Below are 18,813 nucleotides of genomic sequence, written 5' to 3'. Positions count from 1 at the left end.
GCTCGCCGACAGGGCGAACATGCACGAGGCACGTATGAGTCAGCATTTTTTGCGTCATCGAAATCAAGCGCAGCATTCAAGCCGGGAAAAATCGCTCAATGGCATCTTTTCGAAAGAACTTCACGATTCTGATGACGTTGCAGGTATCGACCTACCTCGCACCGCTTCTGACGCTGCCGTGGCTCGCACGCGTCCTGGGTCCGAGCGAGTATGGCCGGCTTTCGTTTGCGATGGCCTTCACGGCCTATTTCATCACCCTCACGAACTTCAGTTTCTCACTCACCGCCACACCCAAGATATCCATCAACCGTGATAACCGCGCGGTGCGGTCCCAGATCTTCTGGGAGACCATGTATGCGCAGATTGCGCTCTCGGTCGCTGGCTTTCTCGTGCTGCTCGTGTTGACGTTCGTCGTGCCGACGCTCGCGGAGAATCGACAGTTGCTGCTCGTGGGCTTCGGCATGGCCATCGGCTCGATGCTGATTCCTACGTGGTATTTCCAGGGCGTCGAAGATCTCGGCGTGATCAGCGCGCTCGTGTTCGTGGGCCGCGCGCTCAGCATCCCCGCGATGTATCTCTTCGTGCGTCATCACGACGACGTGAACAACGCCATGCTCGTCAATACGCTCGTGCCGCTCGGCTCGGGTATCGCGATCTGCATTTACTTGTACTTCCGGCGCGATATCGACTTCGTTCACGTCTCGCTCAAGACCGTCATCGATCGCCTGAAAGACGGATGGAGCGTCTTCATGGCAACATCGCTCGTCGACATCTATGCGTCGAGCAATATCGTGCTGTTGACGTTCATCTCGGGCAACGTCGCGGGCGGTTACTTTGCCGCGGCGGACAAGCTGATTCGCGCGGCGCTCAACATGCTGAGGCCGCTCAAGACGGCGGCTTATCCGCGCGTGAGCTTCCTCATGCACCATGCACGCGAAGATGCCTTCGCGTTCCTGCGCAAGATGTTCGTGGTTCAAGGCACGATCGTTTCGCTCATCTCCGTAGGCATCTTCTTCGGCGCGCCGCTCGCCGTGAAGCTGCTGTACGGTCCGCAGTTCGGGCCGACCGTCGACGTGCTGCGCTGGATGGCCTTCGTGCCGCTGATGTCGGGACTGACCGACCTCTTCGGCGTTCAGACCATGCTTCCGCTCGGCATGAAGTCGCATTTCAGCCGCGTGTTGATCGGCTCCGCGATCCTGAACTTCAGCCTGCTCGCGGTACTGGCGGTGCTCTTCGGGGAACAGGGCGCGGCGGCCACCGTCCTTATCGTCGAGACGGCCATTGCGGCGGCCATGGCCTTCACGCTGCACCTCGAAGGCGTGCCCTTGCTCAAGCGCCCCATGACGCCCGGCGGAGCCGGTTGAGACCTGGCCCGTTTCCTGCATCTTCACGTGGGCTGTCTAGCCTGACAGCCCCGGTTTTTCTTCGCACCCCGACCTTGCCTGCTTTTGTCCTGCTATAGAACTTTCACGGACGACATGCCAAACCTGCACGTCGCCCTGTGAAGCTTTTGTGTCTTGCTTGGCCGCTACTCCGAAAGTTGCACCGGTGTATGTGGGCGAGCGCACGGACGGATGACATTTGGGGGCTTAAGGTACTAGGTATCAATCCTTATTGTGAGCCGTGGCATGAAACAAGACGACCTATCGTTCGAACGCGTGCAGAGGCTGGTTGAGCGCGCTGAAAATCTGCGCATGCAATCCGCTGCGGTGCCGGTCAAGGATCTTCGAATCCTGCTGGACGTATGCGAAATAGCGTTTGCACAACGGACCATGTCCGACATCAAGACAGAACCGGAAGTCAATTGACTTCGCCATCATCAGTAAAGCCCTCGCGAGTCGGCCGGCACGGGAATGCGCAACATGCCCCGGCGTGTCAGCATGCGCTTTCTCAGCCGGCCGGTCTCGACTGATTGCATGACAAATGGGCTTTACGTTCCGTACGGATTTTTCAAGCAGACTCGAAAATGATCGGTTGCGCGGCGATTCGTTCGCGCAAACGGGCCTGCGTTATCTGTCACGAAAGAATGAGTTGGAGCTTCACTGGAGTCGCCCGCCCGGACAAACGGGCGAATCTTGACGGGGAAGGCGCATCTCGCGATTGTCCGGGGATTCATGGAAGACAGAACGATGCCTGGCGATGGCAGGCGGCGTGCGTAGGGGTGCATCCCGACCGAGTGGTCGAAACCACACTCGGTTAGCGATGCTGCGCGCCTAGTTCTGTTTTTTGTGTTTTCCTTTGAACGTGGATGCGCCCTTGCCGTCAGAGCATGCTGCACATGGCGATATGTGGGTCACCGACCATTGATAACGACAAGACCGCTGTTCTTCTCCATTGCGATTGCCGCGGGGCGCACGGTAATACGCTATTCGAAGAGTCAAACATGAAAGAGATCGTCCATATAACAGAAGCGTTCGGAGGCGGGGTTCTCTCGATGCTCACCCAGCTATCCAACCGCGCAGCAGCCGCAGGAGTCGGCGTAACGATCCTTCATTCCATCAGGCAGGAAACCCCGGACAACTTCGAGAAGCTGTTCCACCCCGCAGTCAGACTCAGGCACGTCAACATGTGCCGCGAAGTACATCCGAAAAACGATTGCGTCGGCGTTCGCGATCTGTCGCGCGCGCTGCGCGAATGCGATCCGTCGGTCGTGCATCTGCATTCCTCGAAGGCCGGCGTGCTGGGCCGCGTCGCCGCTCGCATCGCCGCGCCGCAAGCGCGCGTCTTCTATTCGCCGCATGGCCTGTCGTTCCTGCGTCGCGATGTATCGCCTGCCAAGCAGTTCGCGTATCTCACGTTCGAGCGCATCGCGGCGCGCATGGGCGGCACCATCGTCGCGTGTTCGACGAGCGAACTGCGCGAGATCGAAACGAAGGTCAGGCCGCCCGACGCGCGCATGATCGAGAACGGCGTGAACATTGCCGAGATTCCGCCTCGCATCCAGAAGACGAGCGGCGAGCTCGTCATCGGCATGAGCGGCCGCGCCTCGTACCAGAAGAATCACGAGGCATTCGTGAAGCTCGCAACCGATCTGCACGCGCCATCGGTCAGGTTTCTATGGATCGGCGGCAATGTCGAAGAACTGCCGGGCCAGTCGAAGCGCGCGGTCGAATGCAGCGGCTGGGTGACGCGCGAGCGCGCGCTCGAACTGACATCGGAACTGGACATCTACGTGCAGACGTCGCGCTGGGAAGGCATGCCTATCGCGCTGATCGAAGCGCAGGTGGCGGGCATTCCGGCAGTCGTCACCGACGTGGTGGGAAACCGCGACGTGGTTCAGCACGGCGTGACCGGCTTCGTCGCGAAGAGCGAGGAAGAGATGGCAGGCTACATCGCACGTCTGCGCGACGACGCGCCGTTGCGCGAACGCATGGGCGCCGAAGCGCGCGCGTCGGCTTGCAAGCGCTTTTCGATGGACGCGATCTTCCGGCAGTGGCTTTCGATGTACGAGTTCGGCTCGGACCGTCATTCGCGCGAACCGCTCGGCACGAATGAAGTGGCATCGTATGAGACGAGCTCCGATTCACAGTTCTGACGCGTAAGACATGGATACCTCCTTCGCCCCAAACAAGCTTGTCTACAACGGCCGCTTCACGAGCCAGAAAACCACCGGCGTGCAGCGCGTCGCGCGCGAACTCGTCGCCGCGTTGATGAAGTTGCCCGAAGGCTCGCACGTGACGCTCGCCGTGCCGCCGCAACCGGGCCTCGTGCCGGTGGATGGCGTGCCGACCGTCGAACTCGGATTCGGCAAGGGCGTGTTCTGGGAGCAGATCGTGCTGCCGCTTTTCGCGGGGCGCTCGCGCATCGTCAATCTCAGCAACTCGGGCTCCATCTTCCGGCCGAACCAGATCATCTACATGCACGATGCAGCGGTGTTCGACACGCCCGCGCATTTCTCGTGGAAATTCCGCATGTGGTACCGCGTGATGTTCTGGATTCTCGCGCGTACTTCGAGCTGTGTGATGACGAACTCCGAGTTCTCGCGTGATCGGCTCGCCCATCATGTCGGCGTGGATCCGAAGCGAATCGGCGTCGTACCGCTCGCGGCGGACCATCTGGATCACATCGTGCCGGATACGTCGGTCATCGGCGACCTGAAGCTCACGCCGAACCGCTATGTGCTGGCCGTGAGCAGCATGAATCCGACGAAGAACTTCAAGCGTCTGGTCGAAGCGTTCATGCGCCTGAACGATCCGTCCATCGATCTCGTCATCGTCGGCATGAAGAATGCGACGATCTTCGGCAAGGCGCAGGATCTGTCGAGCGCACCGAACATCAAGCAGGCGGGCTACGTGAGCGACGAAAAGCTCAAGGCGCTGTATCAGCATGCGGCCTGCTTTCTTTACCCTTCGATTTATGAAGGCTTCGGCATTCCACCACTGGAAGCGATGCGTAATGGATGCCCCACGCTCGTCGGACGCGCGGCCGCGCTGCCGGAAACGTGCGGCGATGCGTCCATTTACTGCGATCCCTTCTCGGTCGAAGACATTGCCGCGAAGCTGCGCGAACTGCTGGACTCGCCGCAACTGAGCGAAGAGCTCAGACGCCGGGGACTCGCGCATGCGGAGCGGTACCGCTGGACCGAGAGCGCGCGAATGCTGATGCAGTTCATAAACAGACGATAAGCAGACGATGAAGCGCGCCCACGCGTGCGACAGGGGAAATACAGTGAACGTTGGAATCTATTGCGATTCGGGCATCAACGGCGGGCACGAGGAGATGCTCAAGCGTTTCATGCTCGCGCTTATTTCGAGCGGAAGCGTCGACACGCTCCACATTCTCGTGCCGCGAACGAACGCAGCCCTTTACCGCTATGTCAGCGATCTGAGCCGCCAGCATGCGAAGGTGCGCACCATCGGGCTCGCTTACACGGCGGAGTCCATTAGAGGCGACCTCTTCGCGCTCTTGCGCGCCATTCGCTCGACGGCCGCGACGCTGCGCACGCTCAACCTTTCGAAACTGCTGATCGCGCAGGGCACGATTGCATCCGGCCTCGCGGGCCTTTTGGGAGCACGTTATGCACGCGTGCCGACCCTGAGCTATCTGCCGCTCGTCGATGAAGCGCCCGAACACGCCGGCGTCACCGACAAGATGAAGTGGCTCGTGAAACGCGTGCTGTACCGCATGCCGGATGAATTCGTCACGCTTAACGAACATCTGCGCGGGCAGTTGCGCGCGCTCGCGCCTCAGGCGCGCACGATGATCCTCGAAAACTACGTCGACGACCGCTTCAGCCGCTCCATGCTGACGAAGCCCGCGGCGCGCGCAGCGCTGGGATTGCCGGACGATGGCACGACGATCATCGCGCATATCGGCCGCATCAACTTCAAGCAAAAGCGCCAGGACTTTCTGATGGAAGCCATCGAGCGGCATGCCGACGCATTCAAGCGCACGGTCGTGCTGATCGTGGGCGAAGGACCGGATGCCGCGCGGCTTGCCGAAATGGTCGACGCGAGCCCGGTCTTGTCGGCATGCGTGCGCATCGTTGGGCCGAAGCATGACGTGCTGCCGTATATCGTCGCGAGCGATACGCTCGTGTTGCCGTCGGCCTTCGAAGGCGTGCCGCTCGTGATGATCGAAGCGGTGCTGGCCGAGCGGCCCATCGTCGTGTCGCGTATCTCGGGCCTCGATTCGTACTTGCCGAATGCGCTGCTCTTCCGGCCTGGCGATCACGACGCGTTCGTCGAGCGCATCTTTGCCGCGCGCGACGTGCCGATGACCGCGCTTGCCAACAGCTTCCGCCGCCGCTTCTCGCGCGAAGCGTTCGATGCGCAAGCGCAAAACGTCATGCTGCCCGCCATGCCGTGCCGCGGCGCGTTCGATCCGGCATCGCCGCAACACTCCGATGTTCCGGGCTGATCGGGCTTTCTCGTGAGGGATGAATGTTGAAGCGAAGGCTGTGGGTCGCAATCTCGTTGGTCGGCGTGCTGCTGTGCGGCTCGGCCGTGGTGCAGGCGCGAACTAGCGCGGTGCATTCCGCACCGTCGGGTGCGCCGAAGATGCAGTGCGGTGATCGCACGAATGGCGTGTTCTACGGCGTCGTCGGGCATCTCGAACATCGCGGCGCTTATCGCACGACCGACTTCGGCCTGCAGATTTCGCAACTGCGCGATCTCGGCGTCACCATGTACGCGCAGGACGTGTCGAGTGAAGACAGCGCGCATCTCGTCGCGGATTTCGCGCGTCAGGCCGCGAAATCCTGCATCGGCGTGCTCGCGCTCGTGACGCCGTTCGAGCCGCAAAAGCGCGCGAACGAGCAGGAAACCTTCGAGCGCGGCTATGCGCTCGGCAAGACGGCGGGGCGCGTGTTGAAGGGTCTCGTCACTTACTATCAGGTCGGCAACGAGTACGACAACTGGACCATTCTCGGCTCGGATCGCAGCGGCGAGCATCCGTCGGATTACGACAACGCGAGATTCATGAAAGCGCGTGGCTCGATACTCGGCCTCATCAAAGGCATACGCGAAGCGAACCCGGACGCGAAGATTCTGCTCACGTCATTCGGATGGCTGCATTACGGCTTCACGGACATGCTCTTCGCGGGCACGCAACCGGACGGCACGAAAGGTCACCCCATTCCTCAATGGGACATCACCGCGTGGCACTGGTATTCGAACATGGGTTCGATCACGGCGGCCGGCCCGAAAAAGGTCAATGTGCTCGAACGTCTGCGTGATAGCTACGGCAAGCCCATCTGGATCACGGAATTCGGCGTGCGCCCGGACCATGCGGACCCGGGCGGTTATCTGACCGGCAAGGACGCGCTCGCGGGCTTTGTGAAGGCGGCTAAAACGTACGACATTCAAAACGTCACGCTCTACGAGCTTTACGACGACGAACGCTTCGGCGGCGACGGAAATTATGGCGTGATTCACGACGACGGGCAGACGCGCAAGCCGCGCTTCGACGTCGTGCGCGACTTCATCAAAGCGAATCCGATGCCGTAACGGAAAAAAAGTTAGGTATGAAGAATGGCGTTCGAGCCAAATCAGTAAGTATCGCCCGAAACGCCGCTCATGCAAGTGCGGTACGCGCCATTACGCTCCATATTTCGTTCGCTACTTAACAGACGTAAGCACTTCAAGGCTGGAAGATTAGCCTGACGCTACATATTTTTTGGGCGTATGGTGTCGATTCGCACACACGCGTGGGGCGAACACCCTGCCGTTGCAGATCGATAGAGCGCCTCGACGATTCGCGCTCTCCTCGTTCGAGCGCAACTCGACGAGCCGTACCGCCTGAAGCCTTTGACACTCCCGGCCACGCCGGACAAACAACACGAACGACGTAACGCGGCCAACCGCGCGGGCTTTGCGTTCCTGTCAGGCCCGGAAAACCACGCTCAACATTCGAACAGAGGATGCCGCCTTTGAACACGCTATACGTCAACTCTGGATCTTCGCGTCCTGGCAAGGACGACAATGAATTCACTGCGGGCGACATGATCAAGCTGCTGCGCGATCACATCGGCATGTTGCTGGTGTTCATCGCCGCGGCCGCCGCGCTCGCGTCCGCCTACGCTTTCCTCGCGAAGCCGATCTATTCGGCCGACGTCGTCGTGCGCGTCGATCCTCCGGATCCGAACGCGCTCGGCATCGCGCCGCAGAACCAGATGCAGGCGCAGCAGCCGCAAATGTCGGCCACTCAGCTCGCGCCGGCAGAAATCTCGGTGATGAAGAGCCGCTCGGTGCTGGAGCCGGTCGTCAATCAGTTCCACTTCGATATCAAGGTCAAGCCGCATGCCATGCCGGTGCTCGGCTGGATCGCGAGCATGTTCGCCGAGCGCGGCCATCTCGCGCCCGCATGGTTCGGCATGAAGTCGTATGCGTGGGGCGGCGAAGATCTGCGCATCTCGCGTCTGGACGTACCGCCGTCGCTCGAAGACGCGAAGCTCGACTTCACGCTGCTCGACAACAATCAGTATCAGCTCGAAGACCCGGACGGCAACGTGATCCTGCGCGGCACCATCGGCCGTCCCGCTTCGGCGCACGGCGTGTCGATGCTCGTGGACGGCGCGGTCGGTCATCCGGGAGTGCACTTCACGGTCACGCGCTACAACACGCTGGATGCCATCGACTTGCTGCTGAAGTCGATCAAGGTGGCCGAGTCCACGAAGGACACGGGCATCGTCGAGATCTCGTATAACGGCGACGATCCCGATCAAACCGCCGAAGTCGCGAACGCGCTAGGTCAGGCCTATCTCGCCGCCGCCGTCGCGAGCCGTCAGGCCAACGATACGAAGACGCTCGAATTCATCCGCTCGGAACTGCCGCGCCTCGAACGCGACCTGAAGGACGCAGAAGGCCGCCTGAGCGCATTCCGCGCGAAGTCGCAGTCGGTGCAGCCGATCAACGAAGCGCAAGCGTATCTGCAAGGCAGCATCACTTCGATGCAGCAACTCGCGATGCTGCAACTTCAGCGCACGCAAGCGTTGCAGCGCTTCACGCCGGACAGCCCGCAGGTTCGCAATCTGGACCAGCAGATCTCGCAATACGAGCAGACCAACAAGCAGATTCAATCGCGCTTCGACAGCATGCCTGCTTCCGAACGCGAAAGCGCCGAACTCACGCGTGATGCGCGCGTCGCGGAAACGGTCTACCTCGGCATGATGAACAAGGCCGAAGAGCTGTCGATTCGTCGCGCGAGCACGAGCGGCGGCGCGCATATCGTCGATAGCGCGCTGCGTCCGCATCGTCCGGTCAAGCCGAATAAGCCGCTCGTGATCGTCGCGGGCACGGCGCTCGGCTTCTTCGTCGGCACGTTCTTCATCTTCCTGCGCCGTCACGCAATGATCGGCGTCACCGATCCGATGTTCGTCGAACGTCGCCTCTCGGTGCCGGTGCTCGGCGAAGTGCTCTTCAGCCGCCAGCAGCAGTTGCTCGATCATGAGATCTCGGTCTCGCCGGTCGGTCACGCGCTCGGGTCTTCGGGCACGCAAACGGGCAGCGCGCCGAAGGCGTTGCCGCACATCAAGCGCGAAGCGCACGACGACATCACCATGCCGAATCTCGGCGATACCGACCGCGACGCCTTCGTGCTCGCGACGCGTTATCCGCATGATCCGGCCGTCGAAGCGCTGCGTGCGGTGCGCACCGAGTTGTATCGCGACCTCGTGAATGCGCCGAACAACATCGTCATGCTGACCGGTCCGATTCCGTCGGCGGGCAAGAGCTTCGTCGCGGCGAACCTGTCGGTTCTGCTCGCGGAGATCGGCCTGCGCGTGCTGCTGATCGACGGCGACTTGCGCCGCGGCCATATCGCGTCGTTCTTCAAGCAGTCGAATCCGGGCGGTCTGTCCGAAGTGCTGAAGGGTCAAGTGGGCACGGCCGAGGCGATTCGTCAGGTCGGCGTGCCGGGGCTCTCGTTCATGTCGTGCGGCAGCTACCCGGAGAATCCGTCGGAACTGCTGATGATGCCGGGCTTCCGCGACATGCTCGCGCGCTTGAGCGATCAGTACGACCTCGTGCTCATCGATACCCCGCCCTTCCTCGCCGTCACGGACGCGGCCATCGTCGCAAGCGATGCGGGCTCGACGGTTCTGGTTCTGCGCTCGGGCATCCAGAGCGAAGAGGAAATCGAAGAGACCGTCAAGAAGGTGCAGCGCGCAGGCGGGCGTCTCGTCGGCTCGGTGTTCAACGCCATTCCGAAGCGCCGCAGCAACCGCCGCACGTATGGTTACGCGGCGGCCTACACGAGCAGCTTCAAGTCGGCGAACTGATGGACGTCTCGAAGCAAGGCAACATTGCTTGAGCGAAACGCCGCGTGCCCGTCACGCGGCGTTGCGTTTCAGGGGCATGGCCTTCTCACGCAACGGCAAGCAAAACAAAAGACGCAGCCACACTCTCTACGATGAAAGACAAAGCAACGCTGCTCGACAAGTACTACCGCATCTGGGCCTTTGCGATGCCGGTGACGTCGTTCCTCGTGATCCCGTCGATTCAGGGCACGACGATCGGCTATCTCATGTGCTTTCTTTCCGTGCCGCTCGTGCTTCTGTTCGGCGGCCGTTCGCGCAAGAACTGGATGCACTTCGTGGGCGCGGCCATCTTCGTCTGGCTGTTGATGGTCTGCACGACGCAACTCGCCGACGTGATGGCGCCGTTCGATCCGGACTTCAGCAAGATCGCGCTCGTCGACGATAAGGACCCGCTCACGTTCATCCTGCGCAAGAGCATGTTCACGCAGTCCATCTACGTGGCGGCGGTCGTGCTGTATGCGGCGTACGTGTACTACTACTACCGGCCGACGTGGGACCAGTGGATTTTCGCGGCGGTGACGCTCTTCGCCATCTACGGTATCTATGAAGTGGTGTTCTACGTGCTGACGGGCTCGCCCGGCGACTTCATCTCGAACCGCGCGTTCGGCGACCAGTTCGGCCGCGGCATCGTGCGTTCGGACGGCACCGTGAACGGCAGCTCGTTTCAGGTCGTGAGCGCGGGCGGCATGTCGATACAGCGTCTCAAGGCGTTGACCGGCGAGCCGTCGATGTACGCCATGTCCATCTTTCCGTTCTGGATCTACTTCAACGCGACGGCCCGCCTGCGCTGGCCGGTGTGGATCATCGGGATTTCGCTCGTGATGAGCACGTCGTCGACGGTGCTGATCGGCTATGCGGTCTTCGCGCTCATTCGCATGCGCAAGCTCGGCATCAATCCGATCAAGGCGCTCATCGGCCTCTTCCTGCTCGCGGTGGTCGCGTTCGTCTTGCAGGACTATATCGCCGACCTGTTCCAGCAGATGGTGATGGACAAGCTCGAGGGAAAGAACGAGTCCGGCTCCGACCGCGCGATGCTGTTCTTCGAGTCGTTGCGCTTGTGGGTGCATGCTTCCCCGCTGAACCAGCTATTCGGCATCGGCTTCGGCTATATCCGCTCCACTGACCTGTTCTCGACGCTGCTCGTCAACACGGGCGTGGTCGGTCTCGTCGGCGTCAGCGTGCTGATGCTCTACCCTGCCTTCAAGCTCGACTGGGACGCGCGCGGCATGGCGCTGCGGCAGTGCTGCGTCGCGACGTGGACCATGATGATGGTGTCGGTGCCCGAGTTCGCGTACCTCTCGCCGTGGACGTTCATCGCGATGGCGTACGTGCGCGTGCGGGCGCTGAAGCTCGCGAGGAGCGACACGCGCGACCGCGTTCAGGGCAACGCGATGGAGCCTTCGTACATCAGCCCCGATTTCGGCGTGAGCGTGAGTCCGAACGCCGGCGCGCGGCTCGGCTCGCCGATGACCGCGAAACGGCCGCGCATCGGCAGCCGCATGAATCCGCGCGGCCGTCACTCCTGATCGCCATGACTTGCTTCGTTGCTACGCTCTACAATGGTGGTTTCGACCATCGGCGTAGAGCCGTGCAACCAGGAGCAAACAATGTCGACAGTCACGACCGATTCCGGTCTCAAGTATGAAGACGTCACCGTCGGCGAAGGCGCCGAAGCCGTCGCGGGCAAGACCGTCAGCGTGCACTACACCGGCTGGCTGACCGACGGCCAGAAGTTCGACTCCAGCAAGGACCGCAACGATCCTTTCGCCTTCGTGCTCGGCGGGGGCATGGTCATCAAGGGCTGGGATGAAGGCGTGCAGGGCATGAAGGTCGGCGGCGTGCGCCGTCTTACCATCCCGCCGCAACTCGGTTACGGCGCGCGCGGCGCGGGCGGCGTGATTCCGCCCAACGCCACGCTCGTCTTCGAAGTGGAACTGCTCGACGTCTGAGCTCGCGGCATGAACGCGCCGGTCCCCCGCCCTACCGTTTCGCTGCGCCGCTATGAAGCGGTGCAGGCGTCGGACGAGCACGACTTCCATCAGATCGTGCTCGGTTTCGATGGCGCAATGGGCATGGCGGTGGATGGCGGCGAATCGCTCATCGACCGTCATCGCGCGTGGATCATTCCTGCCGGCGCGCGTCACGAGTACTGGGCCGAAGGCGTCAATCGCCAGCTCGTGCTCGATCTTCCCGCTTCATCGGTCGCGGTGCCCGCACGTTTCTTCGAGCGCGCGCGTACCGTCGATCTCGATTCCTCTCTCACGCAACTCGTCGCGAGCGTCGCGCTACGGCTCGATCGCGACGGTAGCGCCCTGCCCTCGCGCATGGCCTGGCAAACAGCTACGCATCTGTGCGGCGCGTTGATGGCCGATGCAAGCGCGTCGCTCAATGCCGAATCGCGCGGCCTCGACTTCGCGCGCATCGACCGATGGCTGCGTGCGCATCTGTGCGAGCCGCTGCGCATCGCGGATCTCGCCGCGCATTGCGGCTTCGGCATGCGGCGCTTTCACCAGTTGTTCAGCGAAGCGTTCGGCGAGACGCCGCATCGCTATCTGCATCGCCTGCGTCTGGACACGGCGCTGACCCTGCTCGCCGATCCGCGCGCCTCGCTCACGCATGTCGCGCTCGAAGTCGGTTTCGCGGATCAAAGCGCATTCACGCATGCGTTCTCCAAGCGCTTCGGCATGGCGCCGGGACAATGGCGCAGCAGCGCATTCAAGACGCCGCGCGAGCAACAGACGCAAAAAAGCCCGCTCGTCTGATCGACGGAGCGGGCTTCTCGAAGCCACGACGAACGCTTATTCCACCGACAGTTGTAGATGCAGTTGCGAACGCGCGGGACCGCCTTCGAGCGCCTCGCCCGCGATGTCGCGGTCCGTCTGCTCTTGCGGCGCGAGACGCGCGGTTTCGATGCGATCCAGATAGTCGGTCGTGACGTCGCCGGTAATGTAGTTGCCGTCGAAGCAGGACGCCTCGAAATCCTTCAGCGCCGGATTAATGTCGCGCACCGCGTTCTTCAGGTCTTCGACGTCCTGATACACCAGATAGTCCGCGCCGATCATGCGCGCTACCTCTTCGTCGCTGCGGCCATGCGCGACGAGTTCGCCACGCGTCGGCATGTCGATGCCGTACACGTTCGGGAACTTCACCGGCGGCGCGGCGGACGCGAAAATCACCTTGTTCGCGCCGGCATCGCGGGCCATCTGCACGATTTCATGCGATGTCGTGCCGCGCACGATCGAATCGTCGACGATCAGCACGTTCTTGCCCTTGAACTCGATGCCCATCGCGTTCAGCTTCTGGCGCACCGACTTCTTGCGCACCGCCTGGCCCGGCATGATGAACGTGCGGCCCACGTAGCGGTTCTTGAAGAAGCCTTCGCGATATTCGACGCCGAGCTTCGCGGCCACCTGCATCGCGGCGGGGCGCGACGAATCGGGAATCGGCATCACGACGTCGATCGGCACGTCCGGCAGCACGCGCTTGATCTTCTCGGCGAGATAGTCGCCCATGCGCAGACGCGCGTTGTAGACCGGCACGCCGTCGAGGCACGAATCCGGACGCGCCAGATACACGAGCTCGAAGATGCAGGGATTGAGCACCGGCTTTTCGGCGCATTGGTGACTGTGCAGATTGCCGTCGGCGTCGATAAAGATCGCTTCGCCCGGCTCGATGTCGCGCACGAATTCGAAGCCGATACCTTCGATCGCCACCGATTCCGACGCCACCATCCACTCGACGCCCGTCGACGTTTCCAGCTTGCCGAGCACGAGCGGACGAATGCCGAACGGATCGCGGAACGCCACGAGCCCGTAGCCCGCGATCAGCGAGACGATTGCGTACGACCCCTTCACCCGCCGATGCACGCCCGCGACCGCCTTCCACAGCGCGGCTTCGTCGAGTTCGAGGCCGGAGCTCGCCAGTTGCAGTTCGTGCGCGAAGACGTTCAGCAGCACTTCCGTGTCGGACGCGGTGTTGATGTGCCGGCGGTCGATCCGGAACATCTCGTCCTTCAGCTGCATCCAGTTCGTCAGGTTGCCGTTGTGCGCGAGGATGATGCCGAACGGCGCGTTGACGTAGAACGGCTGCGCTTCTTCCTCGTTCGACGCCGAACCGGCCGTCGGATAACGCACTTGCCCGATACCGACGTTACCCGGCAGGCTGCGCATGTTGCGCGTGCGGAACACGTCGCGCACCATGCCGTTGGCTTTGTGCATGTGGAAGTTGTTGCCGTTCGCTGTCGCGATTCCCGCCGCATCCTGCCCGCGATGCTGCAAGAGCAGCAGGCTGTCATAGATGAGCTGATTGACGGGGCTTTGGGAAACTACACCTACGATGCCGCACATGGCATGGTCCTTCAAAGAGTCGAAACGGTAGAGAGGCGTGCCGGCGTCGCGCCAGGTCGAACGAGCCGCGCGAGCGGGCGCGTTCGGCTGCGCAACTGGCCGTCGCGCGTTCCTCGTGTAGCCTGCCGTTCGTCTATTGTGCGGCGCTTGGCGCCGTGTCGCCTGATTGCGGTGCGACGTGCACATACGCGGCGAGCGTATCGGGGAGAAGCGGTCTCAATTCGCGCACGCCTTGCTCGGCCATGGGCCGCAGCAGCGCGTGACGCCAGAAATCCTTTTGCGGCAATTCGGTCAGACCTGCGAGCGCGACCAGAATCACCACCAATATAGCGCCTCGGACGAGGCCGAACAGCAGGCCGAGCGAACGATCCACGCCGCGCAGGCCCGTCACTTCCGTGATGCGCGTGAGCAGCGCCGACAGCACGCTCGACAGCAGCAGCACCGCGCCGACCACCAGCAAAAACGCGACGAGCCACTGAGTCAGCGCGCCGCCCGGCCAGTATGCCGGGATGTACGGCACCACCACGCTCACGAACCGGCCCGCGATCAAGATGGCAGCGACCCAGCCAATCAGCCCGAAGGCTTCGGCGAGCAACCCGCGCCACATGCCGCGCAAGGCGGACAAGCCGATCACGGCCATCACGGCGTAGTCGAAGCTCGTGAACATCGACATCGACGCTTAGTTCGACGCCGACCGCTTGCCGCCGGCCAGGCCCGCCTGCCGCACCTTGACGAGCGCGGCGGACGCCGACGCGCGATCCGGGAACGGTCCTGCGCGCAACAACGCGCGGGACGAGCCATCCGACTGCTGACGATGTTCGAGATATGCGGGCACGCCCGCGGCTTTCAACTTGTTGACCCAGTTTTGCGCTGCCGTGTCGTCGTCGAACGTGCCGATCTGAAGCACGAAGCGGCTGCCGGCCGGCGACGACGGCGTGTTTGCCGCGCCCGATGCCGGGCTTGCGGTGGCGTCCTTTTCCGCGGCCGCTTGGGCCTGCGGCTTCGCGGCTTCCTTGGCAACGGGTGCCGGCTTGCTGTCAACCTTCGCTTCCGGCTTCGCCTGCGCAGCGGCAGCAGGCGCCGAAGCCGACGGTTGCGGCTGCGTCACGCCTGCGGCCACGTTGGCCGTGTCAGTTGCCGCAGCAGGCGACTCATGCGCGACGCCTGCCTGCGTGTCCGCGTCGTTCGCCTCGCGGGACTGCTTCGCGGCGGGCGCGGCGCGGTTTGGAATATCGATGGAAATGTCGTCGGCGACGGGTTTCGGGCGCGAATCCAGCACCATCGGCAAAACAATGACCGCCGCCAGCACCAGCGCGATGGCTCCGACGAGCCTGCGGCGCGCGCGCTGCTTCTCGGGAAGCGTGGGGTCGAGCATCATCGCGTCGGCATCGGGACGGTCGGTGCGGCGCGTGCGGCGCTCCGTGCGCACGGTATGACGCGAGCCGCGCGGGGAATCGGAGTATGCGTCGCTCGCGGCGCGGGCGTCGTCTTTCTTGCCGAACGAGAAAAGTCCCATGTATGGCTTGGTGCGAGAAGCTTCAGACGGCCTGCCGTCTCAGTGATGCTGCGATTTGCGGTAGGCCATGACGCCAGCCACCGTATAGAAACTGCCGAAAACCACGATTCTATCATTTTCGGACGCGCGACTTAACGCGTCTCGAAATGCATCGGCCGGGGTCTCGAATCGGAGAACGCTGCTGTCGGGGCCGTCGTTGACACCGGCATCGCGCAGGACAGCTTCCAGGCGGTCGGCGGTGGCCGCACGCGGCGTCGGCAGCGCGGTCACGTTCCAGTGATCGATCTCGCCCGCGAGCTGCTTCACGATGCCCTCGATGTCCTTGTCGCCCATCGCGCCGAAAACCGCGTAGGTGTACGGGAAATAGCCCATGTTGCCGAGGTTTTGCGCGAGCACGGCGGCGGCGTGCGGATTGTGCGCCACGTCGAGAATGATCTGCGGCTTGCCCGGCAGCACCTGAAAGCGCCCCGGCAATTCCACGTTCGCGAGCCCGAGACGAATATCCTGCGCGGACACCGGCAGGCGGTCGCGCAGCGCCTCCAGCGCGGCGAGCGCCGCCGACGTATTGATGAGCTGATTCGCCCCGCGCAGCGCCGGATACGCGAGCGCCGCGCGCCGCTGCGTGCGGCCGATGTAGCTCCACTGCTGGCGTTCGTTGCCCGGCTGCGCTTCGTAGCGGAAGTCGCGGCCGACGAGCCACAAATCCGCGCCCACAGCGGCGGCATGGTCGATCAGCGTCTGCGGCGGCGAAGGATCGCCGCACACGGCAGGCTTGCCCGGACGGAAGATGCCCGCCTTCTCGAAGCCGATCTTCTCGCGCGTGTCGCCGAGATAGTCCGCATGATCGATGTCGATGCTCGTCACCACGGCGCAGTCCGTATCGACGATATTCACCGCGTCCAGCCGCCCGCCGAGCCCCACTTCGAGGATGACGACATCCAGCCCGCGCGACGCGAACAGATGCAGGATGGCGAGCGTCGTAAATTCGAAATACGTCAGCGAAACGGGATCCGGCAAACTGACGCGCGCCTTCTCGACGGCTTCGAAGTGTTCCAGCAAGTCACCGTCCGTGGCTTCCACACCATCGAGGCGCGCGCGTTCATTGAACGACAGCAGATGCGGCGACGTATGGCAGCCCACGCGATAGCCCGCGCGCAGCAGAATGCTTTCGAGGATCGCGCACGTCGAGCCCTTGCCGTTCGTGCCGCCGACGGTGATCACCGGGCAGTCGAAGCGCAGGCCGAGCGCCTCCTTGACGCGCCCGATGCGCGCGAGGCCCATGTCGATGCCGACCGGATGCGCCGCTTCCAGATGAGCGAGCCACGCGTCGAGAGTGGGAAATGTGGTCATGTTCGGTAGTCGGAAAAGCAAAAACGCCGCGCGGAACCTCGCGGTTCACGCGCGGCGCGGCGCGGGCACAAAACGGCGTCAAGTCACCGAATCGGCCGGCTGTCGCGTCATCAGCGCCATCAACTGGGCGATTTCTTCGCGCATCTTGCGGCGATCCACGATCATGTCGATCGCGCCCTTCTGCAACAGGAATTCCGCGCGCTGGAAGCCTTCGGGCAGCTTCTCGCGCACCGTCTGCTCGATCACGCGCGGGCCGGCAAAGCCGATCAGCGCCTTCGGCTCCGCGATCACGACGTCGCCCAGGAACGCGAAGCTCGCGGACACGCCGCCCATCGTCGGGTCGGTGAGAACGGAGATGAACGGCAGTTTCGCGTCGGCGAGCTTGGTCAGCATGGCGGTGGTCTTGGCCATTTGCATCAGCGAAAGCAGGCTTTCCTGCATGCGCGCGCCGCCCGACGCCGTGAAGCAGATGAACGGCACGTTCTGCTCCAGCGCGTTGCGCGCGCCGCGAGCGAAGCGTTCGCCGACCACCGAGCCCATCGAGCCGCCCATGAACGCGAACTCGAAGCATGCGACCACGCACGGCAGCGTATGGATCGCGCCGCCCATGACGACCATCGCGTCGGTTTCGTCGGTGTCTTCCATCGCTTCTTTCAGGCGGTCCGGATACTTGCGGCTGTCCTTGAACTTGAGCGCGTCGACCGGCACGATTTCCTGGCCGATTTCGTAGCGGCCTTCCGGGTCCAGCAGGCGGTCGAGCCGCTCGCGCGCGCCGATGCGCATGTGGTGGCTGCACTTCGGGCAAACGTGCAGATTGGCCTCGACGTCGTTGCGGTACAGCACCGCTTCGCACGACGGACACTTCACCCACAGCCCTTCCGGGATGCTCTTGCGGTTCTTGGGATCGGTTTGCTTGATCTTGGGCGGCAGCAGTTTGTCGAGCCAGCTCATCGTTGTTCCTTGACTGATCGGGGCAGCGCCGCGCACCGTCGACGACGGCCGCGGCAGCACATGTTATTTGGCGGAATCGAGCGCCGCGCGAATTTCCGCGATGAAGCTCGTGAGCGACGCGGCGGCCGTGTCCGGCGGCGCCTCTTCGAGCAACTGCACGAGCCGGCTTCCGATGACGACCGCGTCCGCGACTTCCGCGACGGCGCGGGCCGTCTCTGCGTCGCGAATGCCGAAGCCGACGCCGACCGGCAGCGGCACCTGCGACTTGATGGCCGGGATTTTACTCGCGATGCTGGAAACGTCCAGATTTGCCGCGCCCGTCACGCCCTTGAGCGACACGTAGTACACGTAGCCGCTCGCGATCTTGCCGACCGCCGCCACGCGCTCATCGGTCGATGTCGGCGCGAGGAGAAAGATCGGATCGATGCCGGCCGCGCGCATCGTCGCGCCGAAATCGCTGGCTTCCTCGGGCGGGTAATCGACGACGAGCACGCCGTCCACGCCCGCCTGCTTCGCGGCTTGCGCGAACGCGTCCGCGCCCATGCGCTCGATCGGATTCGCGTAGCCCATCAGCACGACAGGCGTGTCGGCGTCGGTCTCGCGAAAGCGCGTCACGTCGGCGAGCACGCGCTTGAGCGTCACGCCGCGCGCCAGCGCGCGCTCCGACGAACGCTGGATGACGGGGCCATCGGCCATCGGATCGGAAAACGGCACGCCCAGTTCGATGACGTCCGCGCCGCCCCTAGCGAGCGCGTGCATGAATTCGACGGTTTGCTCGGGGTTCGGATCGCCCGCCGTGATGAACGGAATCAGCCCTTTGCGGCCTTGCGCGGCAAGCGTCGCGAAAGTGTTCTTGATACGGGACATGAGAATTCTCGTAAGCGTATTCGTTA

The 18,813-nt window shown here is 63.0% G+C and carries 16 protein-coding genes; 10 read left to right on the top strand and 6 right to left on the bottom strand.

Annotated features, from left to right (window positions below; translation table 11 throughout):
• The first annotated feature begins 98 nt into the window (after positions 1-98).
• From JYK05_RS14360 to JYK05_RS14315, 10 genes are all read left to right on the top strand, one after another.
• Positions 99-1,364: a flippase gene (locus JYK05_RS14360; protein WP_175940933.1), complete on the top strand. Its 1,266-nt coding sequence runs from the start codon at positions 99-101 to the stop codon at positions 1,362-1,364.
• A gap of 264 nt (positions 1,365-1,628) precedes the next feature.
• On the top strand, positions 1,629-1,808 hold the full coding sequence (locus JYK05_RS14355; RefSeq protein ID WP_159835836.1) for a hypothetical protein: 180 nt from the start codon (positions 1,629-1,631) through the stop codon (positions 1,806-1,808).
• A gap of 575 nt (positions 1,809-2,383) precedes the next feature.
• The gene (locus JYK05_RS14350; RefSeq protein ID WP_206469153.1) at positions 2,384-3,535 is read left to right on the top strand and encodes a glycosyltransferase; all 1,152 of its coding nucleotides are present in this window, start codon (positions 2,384-2,386) and stop codon (positions 3,533-3,535) included.
• Positions 3,536-3,545: 10 nt separating this feature from the next.
• Positions 3,546-4,625 carry a glycosyltransferase family 1 protein gene (locus JYK05_RS14345; RefSeq protein WP_206469151.1) on the top strand — a complete coding sequence of 360 codons (1,080 nt, stop codon included), beginning with the start codon at positions 3,546-3,548 and terminating at the stop codon, positions 4,623-4,625.
• 43 nt (positions 4,626-4,668) lie between these two features.
• Positions 4,669-5,859 (top strand): glycosyltransferase, encoded by a 1,191-nt coding sequence (locus JYK05_RS14340; protein WP_175940930.1) that lies wholly within the window; start codon positions 4,669-4,671, stop codon positions 5,857-5,859.
• Positions 5,860-5,882: 23 nt separating this feature from the next.
• A complete protein-coding gene (locus JYK05_RS14335) occupies positions 5,883-6,947 on the top strand; it encodes a glycosyl hydrolase (protein ID WP_206469149.1) in 1,065 nt (354 codons plus the stop codon).
• A gap of 413 nt (positions 6,948-7,360) precedes the next feature.
• Complete coding sequence (locus tag JYK05_RS14330; RefSeq protein ID WP_371826444.1) at positions 7,361-9,718, top strand: polysaccharide biosynthesis tyrosine autokinase; 2,358 nt, start codon at positions 7,361-7,363, stop codon at positions 9,716-9,718.
• A 131-nt stretch (positions 9,719-9,849) separates the two neighbouring features.
• Positions 9,850-11,283: a hypothetical protein gene (locus tag JYK05_RS14325; RefSeq protein ID WP_241269960.1), complete on the top strand. Its 1,434-nt coding sequence runs from the start codon at positions 9,850-9,852 to the stop codon at positions 11,281-11,283.
• An 81-nt stretch (positions 11,284-11,364) separates the two neighbouring features.
• Positions 11,365-11,706 (top strand): FKBP-type peptidyl-prolyl cis-trans isomerase, encoded by a 342-nt coding sequence (locus JYK05_RS14320; RefSeq protein WP_040049973.1) that lies wholly within the window; start codon positions 11,365-11,367, stop codon positions 11,704-11,706.
• A gap of 9 nt (positions 11,707-11,715) precedes the next feature.
• Positions 11,716-12,519, top strand: coding sequence for an AraC family transcriptional regulator (locus JYK05_RS14315; RefSeq protein WP_206469145.1), 804 nt, complete (start codon positions 11,716-11,718; stop codon positions 12,517-12,519).
• Between the two features lie 36 nt (positions 12,520-12,555).
• Here JYK05_RS14315 and purF read toward each other — a convergent pair whose 3' ends face one another.
• The 6 genes from purF to trpA form a co-directional block, all read right to left on the bottom strand.
• Positions 12,556-14,103, bottom strand: coding sequence for an amidophosphoribosyltransferase (gene purF / locus JYK05_RS14310; RefSeq protein ID WP_175940926.1), 1,548 nt, complete (start codon positions 14,101-14,103; stop codon positions 12,556-12,558).
• A 133-nt stretch (positions 14,104-14,236) separates the two neighbouring features.
• The gene (locus JYK05_RS14305) at positions 14,237-14,770 is read right to left on the bottom strand and encodes a CvpA family protein (protein ID WP_206469556.1); all 534 of its coding nucleotides are present in this window, start codon (positions 14,768-14,770) and stop codon (positions 14,237-14,239) included.
• A gap of 12 nt (positions 14,771-14,782) precedes the next feature.
• The gene (locus JYK05_RS14300; RefSeq protein WP_206469143.1) at positions 14,783-15,619 is read right to left on the bottom strand and encodes an SPOR domain-containing protein; all 837 of its coding nucleotides are present in this window, start codon (positions 15,617-15,619) and stop codon (positions 14,783-14,785) included.
• Positions 15,620-15,658: 39 nt separating this feature from the next.
• Positions 15,659-16,969: a bifunctional tetrahydrofolate synthase/dihydrofolate synthase gene (gene folC / locus JYK05_RS14295; protein ID WP_206469141.1), complete on the bottom strand. Its 1,311-nt coding sequence runs from the start codon at positions 16,967-16,969 to the stop codon at positions 15,659-15,661.
• Positions 16,970-17,047: 78 nt separating this feature from the next.
• A complete protein-coding gene (gene accD / locus JYK05_RS14290) occupies positions 17,048-17,920 on the bottom strand; it encodes an acetyl-CoA carboxylase, carboxyltransferase subunit beta (RefSeq protein ID WP_206469139.1) in 873 nt (290 codons plus the stop codon).
• A 63-nt stretch (positions 17,921-17,983) separates the two neighbouring features.
• On the bottom strand, positions 17,984-18,787 hold the full coding sequence (gene trpA / locus JYK05_RS14285) for a tryptophan synthase subunit alpha (RefSeq protein ID WP_206469137.1): 804 nt from the start codon (positions 18,785-18,787) through the stop codon (positions 17,984-17,986).
• Between the last annotated feature and the right edge of the window lie 26 nt (positions 18,788-18,813).

It is taken from the genome of Caballeronia sp. M1242 (assembly GCF_017220215.1).
Lineage (GTDB): Bacteria > Pseudomonadota > Gammaproteobacteria > Burkholderiales > Burkholderiaceae > Caballeronia.
This window is presented reverse-complemented; position numbering and strand designations above follow the sequence as displayed.

Excerpts from the sequence above, each read along its gene's own strand:
- JYK05_RS14300 (WP_206469143.1), bottom strand. The coding sequence starts at position 15,619 with ATGGGACTTTTCTCGTTCGGCAAGAAAGACGACGCCCGCGCCGCGAGC.
- JYK05_RS14350 (WP_206469153.1), top strand. The coding sequence starts at position 2,384 with ATGAAAGAGATCGTCCATATAACAGAAGCGTTCGGAGGCGGGGTTCTC.
- JYK05_RS14345 (WP_206469151.1), top strand. The coding sequence starts at position 3,546 with ATGGATACCTCCTTCGCCCCAAACAAGCTTGTCTACAACGGCCGCTTC.
- JYK05_RS14355 (WP_159835836.1), top strand. The coding sequence starts at position 1,629 with ATGAAACAAGACGACCTATCGTTCGAACGCGTGCAGAGGCTGGTTGAG.
- JYK05_RS14360 (WP_175940933.1), top strand. The coding sequence starts at position 99 with ATGGCATCTTTTCGAAAGAACTTCACGATTCTGATGACGTTGCAGGTA.
- purF (WP_175940926.1), bottom strand. The coding sequence starts at position 14,103 with ATGTGCGGCATCGTAGGTGTAGTTTCCCAAAGCCCCGTCAATCAGCTC.
- JYK05_RS14315 (WP_206469145.1), top strand. The coding sequence starts at position 11,716 with ATGAACGCGCCGGTCCCCCGCCCTACCGTTTCGCTGCGCCGCTATGAA.
- JYK05_RS14320 (WP_040049973.1), top strand. The coding sequence starts at position 11,365 with ATGTCGACAGTCACGACCGATTCCGGTCTCAAGTATGAAGACGTCACC.
- JYK05_RS14330 (WP_371826444.1), top strand. The coding sequence starts at position 7,361 with ATGCCGCCTTTGAACACGCTATACGTCAACTCTGGATCTTCGCGTCCT.
- accD (WP_206469139.1), bottom strand. The coding sequence starts at position 17,920 with ATGAGCTGGCTCGACAAACTGCTGCCGCCCAAGATCAAGCAAACCGAT.
- JYK05_RS14305 (WP_206469556.1), bottom strand. The coding sequence starts at position 14,770 with ATGTTCACGAGCTTCGACTACGCCGTGATGGCCGTGATCGGCTTGTCC.
- trpA (WP_206469137.1), bottom strand. The coding sequence starts at position 18,787 with ATGTCCCGTATCAAGAACACTTTCGCGACGCTTGCCGCGCAAGGCCGC.
- JYK05_RS14325 (WP_241269960.1), top strand. The coding sequence starts at position 9,850 with ATGAAAGACAAAGCAACGCTGCTCGACAAGTACTACCGCATCTGGGCC.
- folC (WP_206469141.1), bottom strand. The coding sequence starts at position 16,969 with ATGACCACATTTCCCACTCTCGACGCGTGGCTCGCTCATCTGGAAGCG.
- JYK05_RS14335 (WP_206469149.1), top strand. The coding sequence starts at position 5,883 with ATGTTGAAGCGAAGGCTGTGGGTCGCAATCTCGTTGGTCGGCGTGCTG.